Genomic DNA, 18373 nt, shown 5'->3' on the forward strand with positions numbered 1-18373 from the left:
ACCAGCCATGTCCACCAACTTTGATTTTTTACTAAGAGATCCACAATTTGAACCTTTTGCTGAGGCTGCCGTCTCGGCGGAACTTGTGCTGCCCATTTCTCCTGCCCTGTGCGCTACGGCTTGCCGGACGGCGCTGGAGTTTGCGGTCAAGTGGGTGTACAGTGTGGATAGTTCGCTGCAAAAGCCTTATGAGGACAAGCTGGTCACCCTTATTAGTACCGAAGACTTCAAAGACCTAATTCCCACCGGCATGATCGCTAAGCTGGATTATCTGCGCAGGATCGGGAATAACGCTACCCATAACCCTAAAGGAGTCTCTAAAGATCAAGCTGTGCTTGGCCTGCAAAACCTGCACAGCTTTCTGGATTTTGTTGCCTACTGCTATGGGTCGAATTATGTGGAAACTGCCTTTGATAAATCTTTGCTAGAGGTTAAGCAGGTTGTCACGGTAGCTTCAGCCACTACAATTACCCCGGCCGCTGAGGAGGCACTGGACTTTCAAACCCTACTGGATGAGAACTTATCCAAGCGGGAGAAGCTGACTGCCAGACGTGCCTATCAGCTCAAACGAGGCTATACTGTCAAGCCCATGGATATGACTGAGGCCCAGACTCGCAAGGCTTATATTGATGTCATGTTGCAGGATGCCGGTTGGCAGCGGGGGACCAACTGGGTTGACGAATATCCTATAAACGAAATGCCCAACAAATCTAACAAAGGTTTTGCCGACTATGTGCTCTTTGCTGATAACGGTCTACCTTTAGCGGTGATCGAGGCCAAGCGTACCAGCGTTAATGTGGAAAAGGGGCGCCAGCAGGCGGTCCTCTATGCTGATTTTCTGGAAAAGAAGTTTGGACAACGGCCCATTATCTTCATGACCAACGGCTATGAAACCCGTATCTGGAGCGATAAATATTATCCCGAGAGACTGGTTTCCGGCATATATGCCAAGCGGGACTTGGAAAAAGAATTCAATAAAATGAATGACCGGGCACCGCTCAAGGCGGTATGGGTCAGTGATGAAATATCCAACCGCTATTATCAGAAAGAAGCGATACAGGCGGTTTGTGATGCCTTTGATCAGCGTAATAGGCGCAAAGCTCTTCTGGTTATGGCCACCGGTAGCGGCAAGACGAGAACGGTTATTTCTCTTGCTGATGTGCTTATCCGTCATGGGTGGGTTAAAAATCTGTTGTTTCTGGCTGATCGCAATGCGCTGGTAACCCAGGCCAAACGGGCCTTCCATAACCAGATGCCGAATCTTTCCTTGTGTAACCTCACTGAGGGAAAAGGGGAGGCCAGTGCGCGCGCGGTGTTTTCTACCTATCAGACCATGATGAACTGCATTGATGCTACCCGGGATGAGAGGGGTGACCGACTGTTTACACCCGGGCATTTCGACCTGATTATCGTCGATGAAGCACACCGTAGCATCTATAACAAGTACAAGGATATCTTTACCTACTTTGATGCACTGCTGGTGGGATTGACGGCCACGCCTAAGGATGAGATCGACAAAAACACTTATGGAATTTTTGATTTGGAAAGTGGTGTGCCAACCTACGGGTATGAGCTGGCACAGGCTGTTCAAGACGGTTATCTGGTGGACTTTGTGTCGATTGAAACTGCGCTGAAGTTCATGACCAAGGGGATAGCTTACGAAGAACTTTCGCCGGAGGAACAGGAGGAGTATGAGAATACGTTTGCCAATGAAGATGGCAATCTGCCAGCCTCTATCGATTCCGGTGCGCTTAATGAATGGATATTTAATCAGGATACTATAAAAAAGGCGCTGCATATCTTGATGCAGCACGGTCAACGAGTGGATTTTGGAGAAAAAATCGGCAAGACCATCATCTTTGCCAAAAGCCATAAGCATGCTGAGAAAATCCTAGAGGAGTGGAATCGGGAGTTTCCAGATTACCCCAACCATTATGCGCGGGTGATTGATAACTACACCAATTACGCTCAAAGCCTTATTGATGATTTTTCCGATAAAAACAAAATGCCTCAAATCGCTATCTCGGTAGATATGTTAGACACAGGTATTGATGTGCCAGAAATCCTCAACCTTGTCTTTTTCAAAAAGGTCTTGAGTCGGGCTAAGTTTTGGCAGATGATTGGACGCGGTACTCGCACCTGTGAAGGGCTAATCGACGGTAGGGACAAACAGCAGTTTTATATCTTTGACTTGTGTCGCAACTTTGAGTTTTTCCGCCTGCACGTTAAGGGACGCGAGGCCGGAGCGATGCCTACCCTACAGGAGAGGGTATACAACACCAAAGTTGAGATGGTATATAAGCTACAGGAGCTTTCCTTCCAATCCGATGCACTGAAAAATTACCGCAAAGAGCTTGTGCAGGATCTAGTGGCACAGGTAAAGGCCTTGCCGCGAGACAACTTTGCTGTAAAGCAGCACTTGCGGATCATTGATAAGTATCAGACAGAGGAAGACTTGGCGTTCCTTACCTATGAGAATACGTTGCAGATTGCCGAGCATATTGCGCCACTTGTTTTGCCCACAGGCGATGATATATCGGCGGCACGGTTTGATATGTTAATCTATCAGATCGAACTGGCTATGCTGACTGAGAAAAGCAGCAAACGGGCCAAGAACGATGTGGTCCACAAAGCGAGTGAGCTGACGAAATACGGTACTATTCCTGCCATTGCACAGCAACAGGAATTGATTGAGCAAATCGTCTATAACGATTATCTGGAGCGTGCGGGCATTGCTGACTATGAGGACATTCGGATAAAGTTGCGAGATTTGATAAAATACATACCTGAAAACGATCGGGTGCGTTATGATACCAACTTTACAGATGATGTTTTATCCATGGAGTGGAAAGAGTCCCAGCTGGATAACGATGATCTGGCAAACTACAAGAAAAAGGTCAACTACTATATTCTCCAGCATCAGGATATTCCGGTCATTACGAAGCTAAAAGGCAACCGGCCCCTGACTTCAGATGATGTGGAGTCGTTGGAAAGTATCCTGTGGAAAGAGTTGGGCACCAAAGAGCAGTATGATGCCCAGTATGGAAAAACTCCCCTCGGGGAGTTGGTGCGTTCCATTGTGGGGCTTAGTCAGAAGGCCGCTAACGAGGCATTTTCCCGTTTCCTAAATGATGCCGGGCTGGATAGCGGACAAATGTACTTTGTACGGCAGATTGTCAATTACATCGTTAAAAACGGCTTGATGAAGGATTTGTCGGTGCTGCAGGAAAGTCCCTTTACTGATAGGGGCAGCATCAGCGAATTGTTTAATGATGTCACTGTATTTATGGATTTGCGGGCGGTTATTGATGGTATAAACAGGAATGCGATGGTGGCTTAAAAAGACGCGATTAGGTAAGTGGTAATTTAGTGGTGATTTCCAGTTTCATAGCACCACTTGGCAATTTCTGCAACAAGCTCTAAGGGAAGAGGCTTACTGTAGGGCAACTGTAAAGCTCCTTTGCTGGTCTTATATTCCGTCAGACGAGGTGTGAAATGCTCCATGGCCTCAGCGCCGGGGTAGATGCCGATGTGGTTTTTGAAGCTTGCGAAATGAATGATATTATGCTTGCGCCAAAAGGTGGGCATACTCCACGAGATCTTCTCTTCGGTGTCTGGGATGGCGGCCTTGATGGCCTCGCGAATTTGGTTCAAGAGCGGTTGAACCTCTTCGGGCTGAGCGGCAATGTATTCGTCGATGGTTTTCATTAATCAAACAACCCCTTTAACAAACTGTTGGAAACCACGCTATCGCCACCGATAACCCGAACTTTTTGATCGATTATTTCGGAGGCCTGAAGATAAGCTCTGGCCTTAGCAGATTCACTGGACCCAATCAATAGCATGGGTGATCTCCTTTCTGCAGCTAAGACTGAGCCTGAAAGAGCATCAGGGTAATCCATTCCGGTAGCAAGATAGGCGGTATCGCCGGTAAGAGTGGAACGAAACTCTTCAAGGATAGCCAAGTTCGTCTCATAGCGATCACTTCCTGACAGACGCTTAGCTTGGGGAAGTTGATCAAAAACTTGATTGCTAATCACTCCTGCGCCACCAACAACATAAGTTTGCGTAAGTTCTTGCCTATTGATGAACTCTGCTAATTCGCCCTGTAGTTCATTAGCTGTGGTTAGCAGGATGGGTATGCCTTCGTTGGCGGCGACTGCCGCTGCTGACAAAGCATCTGGGAAATTCTCACCGGTGCAAATGAAAACTTTCTGGAAATCCCTAAGCTCCTTGGCAATAGAGAGTGAGGTTTCGTAGCGTGAAGCACCCGCGATTCTTCGGGTAGAGATTCCCTGCGCATTTAGAGTATGCTCGATTTCTTGAGAGACTACTCCGGTACCACCGATAATAAGGATATTCGTAGTGCCTAAACGATCGATCTCTGCGGCAATATCAGGGTCAAGAGCTTCGGTGGGAGTGAGAAGGATGGGAGCATTATACTTTTTCGCTAAGGGAGCTGCTGAGAGGGCATCTGGAAAATCTTGACCCGTCACCAAAATAGCGTAGGAAGATCCATCAGGGTAAGCTGCCTGAGAGATAGCTGCTGATGTTTGGTAGCGATTTTCTCCCCCAATCCGTTGACCGGGAAAGATATAGGTGAAGGATTCTTCCGGGCTATTCAAATTGATCTTGACTTCGCTGGAAACGGCATTCCCGCTTTGGTCCATGACAACAAGCTTAACCAAGACTTTCTTAACATTATAATAACTCAATTGATTTCGATTCAGGGCAGAGTGAAATTCATGGTTATTCTTCGTAGTATTCATGAGGAAATTAAGCTGAGGGCCTTTCTCAGGGTAGGTAACCCCGACGGTAGTATAAATCAGAGGTTCTGCTGAATCATCGGTAGTTTCTTGCCAGCTAAAAATAAGCTCTTGTGGAGTGATATCTAAGAATTCAAGTAAGGGTTTGGCGGGAGCCTCACGATCTGCTTTTCCCTGAAGTCCGGAGAGCTCTACAAAATATTCATAGAGTCCGGGAACCTCCCAAGCTAAAGGAATAGCTGTGTTTTCCTGGGGGCTGTATTGAAATGTGCTGTTTTGGGCTAGAGTTGGGCTGCCAAAGAGCTGAACATAATCATCTGCAGCTATCTCGGAGGCAGCCCACCGATGTTCGCCCTTGTTCAGTTCCTCGTATTGGTTTAACCCGCGGATTTTTGCATAGTTCGAAGATAGTAGGTCATTTTGATGACCTTCTTTTTTGTTAACGTAATAATATAGAAAATGATGGCCATATTCATGGGCCAGGGTCAATAAATAGTAAGGATTATCGTCGCCTACTCCGTAAAGGTCTATATAGCGGTCGGGGGAGAGCTTTTCATTAATCCATTCCCCATGCCACATTCCTACCGTGTGTTTCCCTCGAATATAATCAGGATAGAGATTGATATGAGATAAATAAGCGATTTCTTCGCCCATGGTGTTTTTCGTAAATTCGTCATATATCCATTGAAGCTTTTCTTTGGTGTAGCTTGGAACATAGCTGCGGATTTCTACGCCGTTGGCTCCTTGGTAAGTGAGGATGGGAGCTTCTTCACTTGCAACAACTGCATATTCTCCTAGGAAGGTAAATGTGAACAAGAGTATCGATATGAGTACGACTCTGCTTCCTTTTTTCAAGTGGTTCCCCCCTTTAAGTGTATATATTCACAGTAAAATAGCGGATTCCTTTTTTTTACGTGATTTATATTTTTATTTTTTATGCCTTTGAACATCGTAGCTTGTTAGGGGGAGCGGTGAACAAAAAGCAGCAATTGCATAGAATGGAGCAAAGTATCTGTCAATCCATAAGGATGACTTTTGATTGGAGCGAGCGCATTGTTTGAATGGTCTCGAATGGAGAAGGAAAAACAACAGATCCGATTGCTTCGGGATAAATACCAGGAGGCGGAGAGGCCTGGGGTATCCATCATCTTGCCTACTTCCAAACCAAAATATCTGGAAAATATTTTTGAGAATCTACAGCGGATTCAATATCCCGAGGTTGAGTATCTTGTCATTATCAATAACTCCCGGGTTGACCCCCAGGTATATCATGAGCGGTTTAAGGATTTTAAAGGAATCCGTTTTTTGGCTTTGGATGAAGGCTACACTTTAGGAGAATGTCTCAACTATGGGGTTGATCTGGCGAAATATAATTATATCGGAAAAATGGATGATGACGACTACTATGGGGCCTTTTTTTTAGAGGATCTTATGTTAGCTTTTAATTACACCTATGCTCAGATTGTCGGCAAGGGTGTGCATTTTGTCTTCTTTGAATCAAATCATGCTTTAGGGGTTCGCCTGCCCATTGCAGTACCTTATTCGACAGCTGAAGGGGCGTTTTATGAAAATCGCTATACGCGAGGTCCGTCTTTAGCGGGTGGAACCTTCATTGTTAAACGAGAGGTCTTTAGCAGGGTTAGATTTCAATCGGTTAATTTAGGCGAAGATATAAAATTTTTGCAAGACTGTACTAAGAAAGAAATCTCGATATATAGCGCAGACCGCTATAACTATGTATATAAGCGTCATGGGGACCGCATGGATCATACTTGGAATGTGAATTCCCTATTTGTGCAGAGGCAATCCCACATCATCGATCAAAGCGGTGATTTTGTACCCATCATTACGGTATAACTGCGAGGCTAGTAAGCTCTTTTGTCAATCAAGAAATGATTAGGCTCCTTGATTCCTATACGGGTTAAGGAGCCTAATTACTAGGGGAACGTTTTGATGCAGTTAGTTATGCAACTTATTTATGCGGTTTAGTTATGCATTTAGTCTTTAAAGTGAACCATCTGCATAGACAGGAGATGCGTTCGTAGGGTGATGTCTAAGGAATCCGGGGTCGAACGGGACTTATCTATCAATTCAGATTGTGTTGATATTTTTAGATTGAGATTTTCGCTGACACGAGAAGGCGTCAGATGAATTTCCACAGCTGAGGCAACATGGTGAATCGTATCATGAAGCTCATGAAGCTGATTCAGGTGATCCTTATAGGTTACTATGATGGGTATCCGAAAGGAAAAGGTTATATAAAAATAGTTGGGACGCTGAGAGATTGCGAGGAGGCTCACGGAATGAGCTTTGACTTCCGGATTAGCAAAGACTAGTCCTTCGGCTTTGGCGGACGGAGTGGGAAACTGGAAATGAAGATTAATGTCAAAGGGTTTAGGCGGTTTAAAATAGATTTTTTCTGTGACAAAGGAAGAGGATCTTTGGGATCTATGCCGGGAAGCCTCAGGAGTTATCAGTTTTTGGCTAGATTCTCCATAAGCTAATCCTTGCCGGATTTGCGCTGAGGGCGGAGCATAGAGAATACTAACTACAGTATGGTCCTCTGCATCGATAATGGTCAACTGATAATCGTTAGCCACCCAGAGCTTAGAACCGTCAGGGACAAGGAGAAGATCCCTAGGAGCATGGATGTTAGGGATAGTTGTTAAGACTCGATTCTCGCAGGTAGAAATAATACTTATGGAATTATCATCGAAATTCGTGATATAAGCCAATGGTCTACTGGGATGGAGGGTAATTCGTTGTGGGTTAGCTCCCACCGGAATAAAGGCGATTGTATTTTGAAGCTCACGATCGATGACAGAAACTTGGTTATCTCCGCTAAGGACGATATAGAGCAATTCTTCATTAGGGGACAAGGCGAGATTAGAGGGACGAGAGCCTAAAGGATAAGTGGCGACCACTTGCTTTGTGTCCGCATCAATTAGGGAAACGGAGGGGCTGGTATGTTGGGTCGCATAGAGTCGTTTACTATCGACGGAGAGGACAAGACCAATGGGTTCATGACCCACTGGAATCGTGGCCGTTACCCTATCTTGATGCAGATCAATGACTGAGATTGTATGGTCATCAGAGTTTGCTACATACCCCTTATGACCGATCGGGTCGATGACTAGGGTCCGGGGTCCCTTGCCAACAGTAATCGTTTTTATTACAGCTAGAGAATTGCAAAAGATAACAGAGATCGTATCACTGCCATAGTTAGGAACATAAATCTTATCTTCTGCGGGGAACCAAGCCAAATAGCGGGGATCAACACCCACGGGAATCATCCCCACGATTTTTTCTTGGTCAGGGTGATAAGCAATTACATCTCCGGGTAATGAGGGATCGATTCCCGATAGAGTTACCCATGCTAGTGGGGTGCGCGTCATTTCGTGTCTGGCCTCCTTTCAGAGAGTCTAAGGTATCTTATTCAGGAGAGTAGACTAAGTGTTGCAAAAAACCCACGACTTGGAAAAAGCTTTAGAGAATAGTCTGTTTAAGGTCTACTACCTTTTTTATACAATTAATATTGACTTAGATGTCATAATGTATATAATGTATATATACAATAATAACGTAATAACAGGAAGTGATTCTTTGGATATTATTATAAGCAACTCCAACGGCAAGCCGATTTATGAACAGATAACTTCCCAGATAAAGAATTTGATTATCTCTGGAGAACTCAAACCTGGAGAAGCCCTTCCCTCCATGCGCCTTTTAGCAAAGGAATTGCGGATCAGCGTGATTACCACAAAAAGGGCATATGAGGACTTAGAAAGGGATGGGTTTATCGAATCAATTACGGGAAAGGGAAGTTTTGTTGCCTTACAAAACAGTGAATTTATTCGGGAAGAACATTTGCGCAAGGTAGAAGAATACCTCCAAAACACTATTGAAACGGCAAAGATAGCGAATATTTCCTTAGAAGAACTAATTGAGATCATGACCATGCTTTATGAAGAAGGGGAGAGGTAAATGGAAAATGTCTTAGAGGTGAAAAACCTATCCAAGGACTACGAGGGCTTTCATTTACAAAATGTCAGCTTTTCCTTACCCAAGGGCTGTATTATGGGCTTAATCGGAGAGAATGGGGCGGGTAAAAGTACCACTATAAAGTTACTTTTGAATCTTATCCACCGCGATGGAGGAGACATACAAATCTTTAGCAAGTGTAATCTAACCCATGAAAAAGCGATAAAAGAAGAGTTAGGAGTAGTCCTTGATGAAAGTAATTTTCCCGATAATCTGTGTGCTAGGGATATCGATTTAGTGATGAAGAGTGTCTATGCAAAGTGGGATCAAAATGTATTTAGCAGTTATCTGAGAAGGTTCGCTTTACCGGATAGAAAGAGGGTTAAAGACTATTCCAAAGGAATGAAGATGAAGCTGTCCATTGCCGTGGCTCTTTCTCATCATCCGCGATTTCTGATTCTTGATGAAGCGACCAGTGGACTAGACCCTATGGTGAGGGAAGAAATCTTGGACATTTTCTTAGAGTTTATTCAAGATGAAGAGCACTCGATTCTTATTTCTTCCCACATTATCAGTGATCTGGAAAAGATCGCTGACTATATTACTTTTATCCATAAAGGAAAAGTAATGTTCAGCGAAGTTAAGGATTCCCTTCTTGAGGACTATGGAATTCTTAAGTGCACCCATACAGAGTTTGACCAATTAGATAAAGAGTTAATTATAGGATGCCGTAAAAACCAATTTGGGGTGGAAGCTTTGGTGAGAAGGAAAAAGTTGCAAGGGAAGTTTTTGATTGATTCAGCGGGGATCGAGGACATCATGTTATTTCATAGCAGGGGGGCAGGAAGATGAAAGGATTGATAATTAAGGATGTCTTTGCCCTGAGGCAGCAAGGTAAAATTCTCTTAGGGTTGCTAGCCTTCTATGCCTTTTACTCTATAATGTTTGAAAATATAAGCATGCTGGCGGCCATGATTGTCCTCTTATGCGTCATGCTGCCTTTAACCACTATGGCCTATGATGAAAAGAGTAAATGGGAGAAGTATGCACTATCAATGCCAATCGAAAGAAAAACAATCGTCCAAAGCAAATATTTATTTGCAATCGTCGCTGAGCTAATAGGAGTAGTTATTGTTGGAATTCTAAGTGGGCTTATCGTACTTTTTACAGACGAAATGAAAATTATGGAAATGCTCATCATGACCCTAGTAATCGGCGGGGTCGGGTTGGTTTTTCTCGCTATTATCCTACCCATTCTGTTTAAGTTCGGCGTAGAAAAGGCAAGGTTTATCATGCTCATAGTTGTTTTTATTCCAACTATGCTTGTGATGATGATACCCCATTTGGACATTGTCCCTCCAAGTATCCAGATAGTAAAGCTGTTTGGGTATTTATCTCCGCTTATCATCTTAGGTTTACTCATGTTTTCCATTAAGATGTCTATTGCAATATATAACAGAAAAGAGTTTTAGTGTGTATAATCCAATGAAGGGAGTGTCCGGACGGACACTCCCTTCATTGGTATCGAATATTATTTATTGGTGCCATGCTGCTTATTGGGCAGCTTGCGGTCAGGATTTCCCTTACCTTGATGCTTTTGATTTTCTTCTGCTTTCTTTTTGTCCTCATTAAATTTATCTACAAAGTTCATGGTTACCTCCTTGTTGTATTAAATCATTATTACTTTAACCATTGACGAAATAAAACATTCTTTCTTGGTTTTGTTTTGTGGCAATATTCGACAGGTGCAATGTGCTATATTAATAGTTGGTCAAGCAGTTATTTTTTATTTTTAACAGTTCTATTGACTAAGATCAAAAAAGGAAAAGTGGAGTTAGGAAAGATGCCAAAGAAATTAATGCATAATTTACGCGAGACGGGTATCGGATTTCTTAAAGATATCCCCTGGGGTACTCATATTTGTGGGTTCTATCAAAGCAAGCAGGACTTGTTGGATATTTTAGTACCGTATTTCGAAGCGGGGTTAAAGCATAACGAATACTGCATGTGCGTACTGTCGGATCCCCTTAGCATAAGTGAAGGGGTACTGGTCTTTAGGGCGAAGATCCCCAATTTTGATAGATATTACCGAAGTGGCCAGATTGAGATACTGACCCATAACGAATGGTACCTAAAGTATGGGAACTTTGACGGTAATAAGGTTGTTGAGGGATGGGGTAAAAAAGTTAAACAAGCCCTTGACTATGGCTACGAGGGTATTCGCGTAAGTGGTAATACAAGTTGGCTAAAAAAGCGATATTTCAGATCTTTTATGGATTATGAAGCATTGGTTGAGATGAAGATTGGCTCAATGCGCATGATCGCCCTATGTACTTTCCAGCTCGATCAGTGCAGCCTTCATGAGGTGATTGATGTTGTGAATAATCACCAATTTTCATTTATTCATACTAGCGATAGTGTAGAGAATCTATATCAAATTGCAAAATTTGATCGTATGAATCTTGTTGGAAAAATGGCAGCCAGTATTGCTCATGAAGTTCGTAACCCCATGACCACGGTCCGTGGTTTTCTTCAATTGCTAGGATCGAGGGAAGAGCACCATGCGGGAAAGTCGACCTTTGACCTCATGATCTCAGAGTTAGATCGTGCTAATGAGATTATCACAGAATTTTTGTCATTGGCAAAAACAAAGCCAAGCGAAATGAGCTCGCAAAATTTGAATGCAATCTTGACCACTCTTTATCCCCTTTTGCAAGCAGACGCCTTTAATCATAATAAAAAAATCAAATTAGATGTGGAAAGAATACCCGAGCTTCTGCTCAATGGGAAGGAAATTACTCAATTGGTGCTCAACCTATGCCGAAATGGTTTGGAGGCGATGGAGGAAGGTGGCTGTCTACGAATTCAAACCTATTCTGAAGGTGACGGGGTTGTTTTAAGCGTTGAAGATGAAGGCTGCGGGATTCCACCTGAGAGTATCGACAAATTAGGTATGCCCTTTTTTACTACGAAAGAAGAGGGCTCTGGTCTTGGACTGGCTACCTGTTACAATATTGTCGCTAACCATAATGCACGAATCAATGTTGACACCTGTTCAAGTGGAACGACCTTTTTTGTGAGGTTCAAGCTTCCTGAAGTAGAAGAGAGAGTTTTGATTAATATTGCTCGTTAGTTTGGAGACTGTGACTTTAATAAATGAAAGAAAGTGGTAGATTGGAGTATGCATAATATTCTTTTTCTCCCACTTTTCTTTTTGAGGCTATTCTACGCTATTGTATGATTTTTTGACGTTCAGGAAATGGAAGGGGAACGGATGGAAAAACCGAACGTTTAGAATAGGAATTAGGGAAACGTTCGAAAAACTATTGACCATTTTGGTAAGAAAAGCTACAATGGGTTCAGAAGATAATTTCTCATGATAGTTACCTAACATCTAAATATGGCGTTCATATAATCGCGGAGATAGGGTCTGCAAGTTTCTACCGGGCTACCGTAAATGGCCTGACTATGAGCGAAAGTGTGCCTAGGGTATTTTCCCGAGCGGCACAGGTCTGATGGTTATAATACTAAGTGGATTCACTTAAGGAGTGGGTCTTAGCTTTGCCGTTGGATTACACCGAAGGGACAAAAGCCCAGGCGGGAAGGTTTCACTCTTTTTTCTAAAGTGGAATCTATCCGTCTGGGCATTTTTAATTTATTTCAGCAAACACTTTGGGGAAAGATAGGACTAAAGGATTGAATTTAGGAGGGAATCATGGAACAGCAAGCTGTAAAGCGCATTTATGTGGAGAAGATGCCTAGTTTTAATATCGAAGCCCAAGGATTATTGCAGGATATCCGAGAGAACCTTGGCATTAATGGCTTAGAGGACTTAAGAATTATTAATCGCTATGATATCGCTGGGATTAGTGCAGAAGAATACGCTCAGTCCCGGAACATAATCTTCGCAGAACCAACTGTGGACTTAATCTATGATGAACACTTAGAGATTCCTTCTTCAGATCGCGTGTTTGCCATGGAATATCTTCCCGGCCAATATGACCAACGAGCTGATTCGGCGGCCCAATGTATCCAGATTCTCACGCAAAAAGAGCGGCCGGAAGTGCTTTCCGCCAAGATGATTGTACTTAAGGGCCAATTAACAGATCATCATTTTAACCGCATTAAGAATTATTACATTAACCCTGTAGAATCTCGTGAAGCCAGCTTGGAAAAACCAGCTAGCCTATCCTTAGAAGTAGATGTCCCGAATGATGTGGAGGTTGTTGAAGGTTTTACCCAGATGACGATGACAGAGCTAGAGGGATTTTATCAAGGGGCCGGGCTTGCCATGAGCCTGGAGGACTTAACCTTCTGCCAAGGGTATTTTCGAGATGAGGAAAAACGCAACCCCACCATCACGGAGATTCGAGTCATCGATACTTACTGGTCTGATCATTGTCGCCATACCACGTTCTTTACCCAGTTGCAAGACATCGCCATTGAGGAAGGGGATTATAGTGCTCCTATCCGCAAGGCCTATGAAGATTATCTTGCTTCCCGAGAGTTTGTTTATGGGGATAAGGTTCAAGGGCGTGATATATGTCTAATGGATTTAGCTGTGATCGGCATGAAAGAACTAAAGAAAAAAGGACTCTTAAAGGATCTGGATGAGTCCGATGAGATCAATGCCTGCAGCATTGTGGTCGATGTTGAAATCGACGGCAAAACAGAAGAATGGCTTGTGATGTTCAAAAATGAAACTCATAACCATCCTACAGAAATCGAGCCCTTCGGGGGAGCGGCTACCTGCTTAGGCGGTGCCATTCGGGATCCCTTGTCCGGTCGGACATACGTCTATCAGGCCATGCGAGTAACCGGAAGCGGAGACCCCCGGGCGAAAGTAGAAGAGACTCTGCCAGGAAAACTTCCTCAACGCAAGATTACTACTGGGGCAGCAGCTGGTTATAGCTCCTATGGCAACCAAATCGGCTTAGCCACGGGACAAGTTGCGGAAGTTTATGATGAAGATTTTATCGCCAAACGGATGGAGATTGGTGCTGTTATTGCGGCAGCTCCTCGGGGAAATGTCGTGCGCCAAGCCCCTGAACCGGGTGATGTGGTGGTTTTAGTCGGCGGCAGAACCGGTCGCGACGGTTGCGGTGGTGCTACAGGCTCCTCTAAGGAACATACCACTGAATCATTGGCCAGCTGTGGAGCTGAAGTACAAAAAGGTAATCCTCCCACAGAGAGAAAAATCCAGCGCTTATTCCGCAATCCCAAGGTCAGCACCATGATTAAGAAATGTAACGACTTCGGAGCAGGGGGAGTCTCGGTGGCTATTGGTGAGTTGACCGATGGCTTAGAGATCAACTTGGATGCGGTTCCAAAAAAATATGAGGGCTTAGATGGTACAGAGTTGGCGATCTCCGAATCCCAGGAGCGTATGGCGGCGGTTATCGCAGTAGAAAACCTAGAAGACTTTGTCCAATATGCTGATGCAGAAAATCTTGAGGCAACTCTAGTGGCTACAGTCAGTGCAACCCCACGCTTGAATATGACGTGGCGCGGCAAAAGAATAGTCGATATCAGTCGTGAGTTTTTAAATACTAACGGAGTAAAGCAAAAAGCAAGTGTAGTTGTAAAACTTCCTGAGAGCAATCGGAACTACTTTAAGCAACTCCCCAATAGTTCCTTAGACAAAGTTGCTGCTCAACAAGCTACTCTAAAGGAAGCTTGGTTGGCTAATTTGCAAGATCTTAACGTCTGCAGTCAAAAGGGTCTAGTGGAGCGCTTTGATAGTACGATCGGTGCTAATACTGTATTAATGCCCTTTGGAGGAAAATGTCAGACAACTCCCGCCGAGGGAATGGTGGCTAAGATCCCTCTGGAATCCGGAGAAACCCATACAGCGACAGCCATGACTTATGGCTATAACCCTCAATTGGCAAAATGGAGTCCTTTCCACGGGGCCTTATACGCAGTGGTTGAAGCGGTAACCAAAATGGTAGCTCTAGGGCAAGATTACGGAAAAATTCGTTTAACGCTCCAGGAGTATTTTGAAAAACTGGGTAATGATCCAGAGAAATGGGGGAAACCCTTCAGTGCCCTACTTGGAGCACTATATGCTCAAAAGCAGTTTGGGATTCCGGCTATTGGTGGTAAGGACAGCATGTCTGGATCCTTTATGGATCTTAATGTTCCTCCTACTTTAGTGGCCTTTGCTGTGGGTGTATTGCATACCGATCACGTGGTATCCCAGGAGTTTAAAGAAGCGGGGAGTCAAGTCGTTTTAGTTTCCTCCCGTCGGGATGAAAATGAAGTCATCGACTTCGAACATCTAACTCGGAATTTTAACAAGGTTCATGAGCTCATCCAATCCGGCAAGGTTTATGCTTCTCATACAGTAAAAATGGGCGGACTAGCGGCTGCCCTCACGAAGATGGCCTTTGGTAATCGCCTAGGGATGAAGTTTTTAACCCCAATGGCTATGGAAGACCTATTCCGTGCGGATTACGGCTCGCTAGTGCTAGAGATTCCTGAGTCAGGTAATCTTGAGGAGCTATTTGGGGAAGTTAACTATAAGGTTTTAGGCAGCACTCAAGCTAAACCAGCTATAGAGCTTGATGGCTTTGAAATCGCCTTAGCCGATGCCTTAGCCGTTTGGGAAAAGCCTTTAGAAAAAATCTTCCCAACCCAAACCACCCAGGTGGGCCTGCCACAGAATTTTTCCTACGGAGAGCGTAACCTCCACAGACCCTCCACCAAGATTGCTAAGCCTCGGGTCTTTATCCCAGTTTTTCCGGGAACCAACTGCGAATATGATTCGAGGAAGGCTTTTGAGAAGGCTGGAGCAGTGGTAGAAACTTTGGTAGTACGCAATCTTACCCCTAATCATGTAGAACAGTCTATACAAGGGATTGTTAAGGAAATAGAGCACTCGCAGATCATCATGCTCCCTGGCGGTTTTAGCGCGGGTGACGAGCCCGATGGTTCGGGGAAATTCATCGCTACCATGTTCCGCAATCCGCGTATTAAAGAAGCAGTCATGAAATTGCTCACCCAAAGAGATGGACTTATTTTGGGCGTTTGCAATGGTTTCCAAGCCCTTATCAAACTCGGTCTGGTGCCATATGGCGAAATTATCGATCTAGACGAAAGCTCCCCGACCTTAACCTATAACAAAATTGGACGCCATGTCTCCTGTATGGTGCAAACCAAAGTGGTTTCCACATTATCACCTTGGTTTAGCGGGATGGAAGTAAACGATATCCATACTATTCCTGTCTCCCATGGGGAAGGACGTTTTGTGGCTAACCCTGCTATTATTCAAAAGCTCAGGGAAAGAGGCCAGATTGCAACCCAATATGTCGACCTGGCTGGCAACCCCAGCAATAATGTCAACTTTAACCCCAACGGTTCCGATGAAGCCATCGAAGGAATCACCAGCCCAGACGGTCGCGTCCTTGGTAAGATGGGCCACTCCGAGCGCGAGGGTGCAGGCATTGCTATCAACATCCACGGCAATAAGTATCAGCCGATCTTCGCAGGCGGCGTCAACTACTTCAGAGGATAATCCAAGCTTAGAAATATAAGACCCGAAATGATCCAGAATACCTCAGAAACTTAGAACGACCTGTAAGCGTCGCTTCACATACAATAGTGAACGATTTGCGTGGAAGGGCGTTACAGCGAACGACGCTTTCGTAGCATAGCGGAGCCACTGGTTCACATCAGGTATTACCCGTAGGTTTGGCGGGAGCTGCTATGAAAGCGAGTTCGCTAGCCCTGGAACGCCTGAGTGAACGTATGTATGTGAAGCGACACGACCCCAGATACTCTAATCCAAGCTTAATTACGTGAATGGAGGAATATTTATGACCCAAGTCGGTATCGTCATGGGCAGTGACTCAGACTACAGCGTCATGGAAGACGCCATCAAAGCCCTCAAAGAATTTGGAGTTAGCTATGAAGTGAAGGTCTCCTCGGCACATCGAACCTTGGAACGGACCTTGAATTGGGTCAATGGATTCGAAGGGCAAGGGGGCCAAGTGATAATTGCTGGGGCTGGGATGGCCGCTCATTTGCCCGGTGTGGTGGCAGGAGCAACAACTTTGCCCGTGATCGGGGTGCCGATTCGCAGTGGTGCCTTGGAAGGGTTAGACGCCCTTTATGCCATCGTCCAGATGCCCCCGGGTGTCCCGGTGGCAACCGTAGGCATCAATGGAGCTAAAAATGCCGGACTTTTGGCGGTTCAAATGCTTGCTCTTTCCGATCAGAGCCTGCGCGAGGCTTTGAAAAACTATCGTGTGACGATGGCAGAAGGAGTAGAGGCCAAGGATAAGGCACTGCAGGAGAAACTCAAAATGGAAAGGGAGATTACCCCATGATTGAACGATATACTCTTCCCGAAATGGGCCGCGTCTGGACGGATCAACATCGCTTAGAACTTTGGCTGAAGATAGAAATTGCTGCCTGTGAGGGGTGGTCGAAGATTGGTAAAATACCCGAAGAGGCTGTTCAGGTCATCCGTGAAAAAGCCAGCTTCTCTTGGGAGAGAGTAAAGGAAATTGAAGAAATCACTCATCATGATGTATTGGCGTTTACCACCAATGTAGCAGAAAATGTCGGAGAGCCAGCTAAGTATATTCACCTTGGCCTCACTTCCTCAGATGTTCTAGATACAGCCTTATCTTTGCAAATGGTAGAAGCTGCTGACATACTGCTGAAAAAGCTAGAGCGCTTGGAAGAGGCCTTGAAAACTCGGGCCCTCGAACATAAGGACACCTTAATGATGGGAAGAACCCATGGCATTCATGCTGAACCGATCACTATGGGTTTGAAATTTGCTCTATGGTATGAAGAGATTAAACGGCAAACTCGACGCATGGAATTTGCCCGTGAGGAGATTCGCGTCGGCAAGATTTCCGGTGCAGTGGGGACATTCGCTAATGTGGATCCCCGGGTCGAGGAATGGGTGTGTGCATCCCTTGGTTTGAACCCAGCACCGATCTCAACCCAAGTGTTGCAGCGAGATCGCCATGCTTTTTATGTGACAACATTAGCTGGAGTTGCCAGTTCATTAGATAAGATAGCTACCGAATTAAGAAATCTGCAGCGCACCGATGTGCATGAAGTCGAAGAACCCTTTGCCAAAGGTCAAAAAGGTTCCTCAGCAATGCCCCATAAGAAAAACCCCATTACTGGAGAGAGAATCTGTGGTATGGCTAGAGTTATTCGCGGCAATGCCCAAACAGCTTTAGAAAATGTAGCTCTTTGGCATGAACGGGATATCTCTCATTCATCTGCGGAACGAATTATTTTACCGGACAGTACGATCGCACTGGATTATATCCTGGAAAAGATGATCAAACTGATCGAGGGCTTGCGGGTCTTTCCGGAAAAAATGCAGCAGAATATCGATAAGGTCGTGGGTTTAATCTTCTCCCAAAGGGTTATGCTTGCTTTGGTCAAAAAGGGATCGAGTCGGGAGGATGCTTATGCTTGGACCCAACGCAATGCAATGCAGGCTTGGGAGACCAAGGAGGCTTTCCAGTCTTTAGTGCTTAAGGATCAAGAGATTCGCAAATACCTGACGGAAGCAGAGATCGAGGGGCTCTTCGATTACCACTATCATACTAAACATATCGATACGATCTTTAAAAGAGTCGGACTACTATAAGACC

Annotated in this window: 13 protein-coding genes and 1 riboswitch; of the genes, 9 read left to right on the top strand and 4 right to left on the bottom strand. The window is 44.8% G+C overall.

Annotated elements, in window-relative coordinates:
- The first annotated feature begins 7 nt into the window (after nucleotides 1–7).
- Nucleotides 8–3340: a DEAD/DEAH box helicase family protein gene (locus tag AAC978_RS06035; RefSeq protein ID WP_341547136.1), complete on the top strand. Its 3333-nt coding sequence runs from the start codon at nucleotides 8–10 to the stop codon at nucleotides 3338–3340.
- A 26-nt stretch (nucleotides 3341–3366) separates the two neighbouring features.
- On the opposite strand, the gene AAC978_RS06040 is transcribed toward AAC978_RS06035, so the two are convergent.
- Nucleotides 3367–3708, bottom strand: a complete 342-nt coding sequence (locus AAC978_RS06040; RefSeq protein WP_341547137.1) for an iron chaperone — start codon at nucleotides 3706–3708, stop codon at nucleotides 3367–3369.
- Entirely contained in the window at nucleotides 3708–5621 is a 1914-nt protein-coding gene (locus tag AAC978_RS06045; RefSeq protein WP_341547138.1) for a cell wall-binding repeat-containing protein, read from the bottom strand. Before AAC978_RS06045 ends, AAC978_RS06040 begins: the two co-directional genes overlap by 1 nt.
- Nucleotides 5622–5819: 198 nt before the next feature.
- Here AAC978_RS06045 and AAC978_RS06050 point away from each other — a divergent pair, with 198 nt between their 5' ends.
- Nucleotides 5820–6623 (top strand): glycosyltransferase, encoded by an 804-nt coding sequence (locus tag AAC978_RS06050; RefSeq protein ID WP_341547139.1) that lies wholly within the window; start codon nucleotides 5820–5822, stop codon nucleotides 6621–6623.
- Nucleotides 6624–6763: 140 nt separating this feature from the next.
- Here the strand turns inward: AAC978_RS06050 and AAC978_RS06055 are convergent, their stop codons facing one another.
- Complete coding sequence (locus AAC978_RS06055; protein ID WP_341547140.1) at nucleotides 6764–8161, bottom strand: YncE family protein; 1398 nt, start codon at nucleotides 8159–8161, stop codon at nucleotides 6764–6766.
- A 208-nt stretch (nucleotides 8162–8369) separates the two neighbouring features.
- Between AAC978_RS06055 and AAC978_RS06060 the strand changes: the two genes are divergently transcribed.
- From AAC978_RS06060 to AAC978_RS06070, 3 genes are read left to right on the top strand one after another with little or no spacing between them, the layout of a single operon-like run.
- The gene (locus AAC978_RS06060) at nucleotides 8370–8750 is read left to right on the top strand and encodes a GntR family transcriptional regulator (protein WP_341547141.1); all 381 of its coding nucleotides are present in this window, start codon (nucleotides 8370–8372) and stop codon (nucleotides 8748–8750) included.
- On the top strand, nucleotides 8751–9599 hold the full coding sequence (locus AAC978_RS06065; protein WP_341547142.1) for an ABC transporter ATP-binding protein: 849 nt from the start codon (nucleotides 8751–8753) through the stop codon (nucleotides 9597–9599).
- Complete coding sequence (locus AAC978_RS06070) at nucleotides 9596–10219, top strand: ABC-2 transporter permease (protein ID WP_341547143.1); 624 nt, start codon at nucleotides 9596–9598, stop codon at nucleotides 10217–10219. Before AAC978_RS06065 ends, AAC978_RS06070 begins: the two co-directional genes overlap by 4 nt.
- A gap of 59 nt (nucleotides 10220–10278) precedes the next feature.
- Here the strand turns inward: AAC978_RS06070 and AAC978_RS06075 are convergent, their stop codons facing one another.
- Nucleotides 10279–10398, bottom strand: coding sequence for a DUF4023 family protein (locus tag AAC978_RS06075; protein ID WP_341547144.1), 120 nt, complete (start codon nucleotides 10396–10398; stop codon nucleotides 10279–10281).
- Between the two features lie 192 nt (nucleotides 10399–10590).
- Here AAC978_RS06075 and AAC978_RS06080 point away from each other — a divergent pair, with 192 nt between their 5' ends.
- From AAC978_RS06080 to purB, 4 genes are all read left to right on the top strand, one after another.
- A complete protein-coding gene (locus AAC978_RS06080; RefSeq protein ID WP_341547145.1) occupies nucleotides 10591–11880 on the top strand; it encodes an MEDS domain-containing protein in 1290 nt (429 codons plus the stop codon).
- A gap of 254 nt (nucleotides 11881–12134) precedes the next feature.
- Nucleotides 12135–12236, top strand: a riboswitch (purine riboswitch).
- Nucleotides 12237–12462: 226 nt separating this feature from the next.
- Complete coding sequence (locus tag AAC978_RS06085; protein WP_341547146.1) at nucleotides 12463–16263, top strand: phosphoribosylformylglycinamidine synthase; 3801 nt, start codon at nucleotides 12463–12465, stop codon at nucleotides 16261–16263.
- 301 nt (nucleotides 16264–16564) lie between these two features.
- On the top strand, nucleotides 16565–17077 hold the full coding sequence (purE, locus tag AAC978_RS06090; RefSeq protein ID WP_341547147.1) for a 5-(carboxyamino)imidazole ribonucleotide mutase: 513 nt from the start codon (nucleotides 16565–16567) through the stop codon (nucleotides 17075–17077).
- Nucleotides 17074–18369 carry an adenylosuccinate lyase gene (gene purB / locus AAC978_RS06095; RefSeq protein ID WP_341547148.1) on the top strand — a complete coding sequence of 432 codons (1296 nt, stop codon included), beginning with the start codon at nucleotides 17074–17076 and terminating at the stop codon, nucleotides 18367–18369. Before purE ends, purB begins: the two co-directional genes overlap by 4 nt.
- Nucleotides 18370–18373 lie beyond the last annotated feature (4 nt).

Origin of the sequence: Desulfitobacterium sp. THU1 (assembly GCF_038181555.1) — a bacterium.
Lineage (GTDB): Bacteria > Bacillota > Desulfitobacteriia > Desulfitobacteriales > Desulfitobacteriaceae > Desulfitobacterium.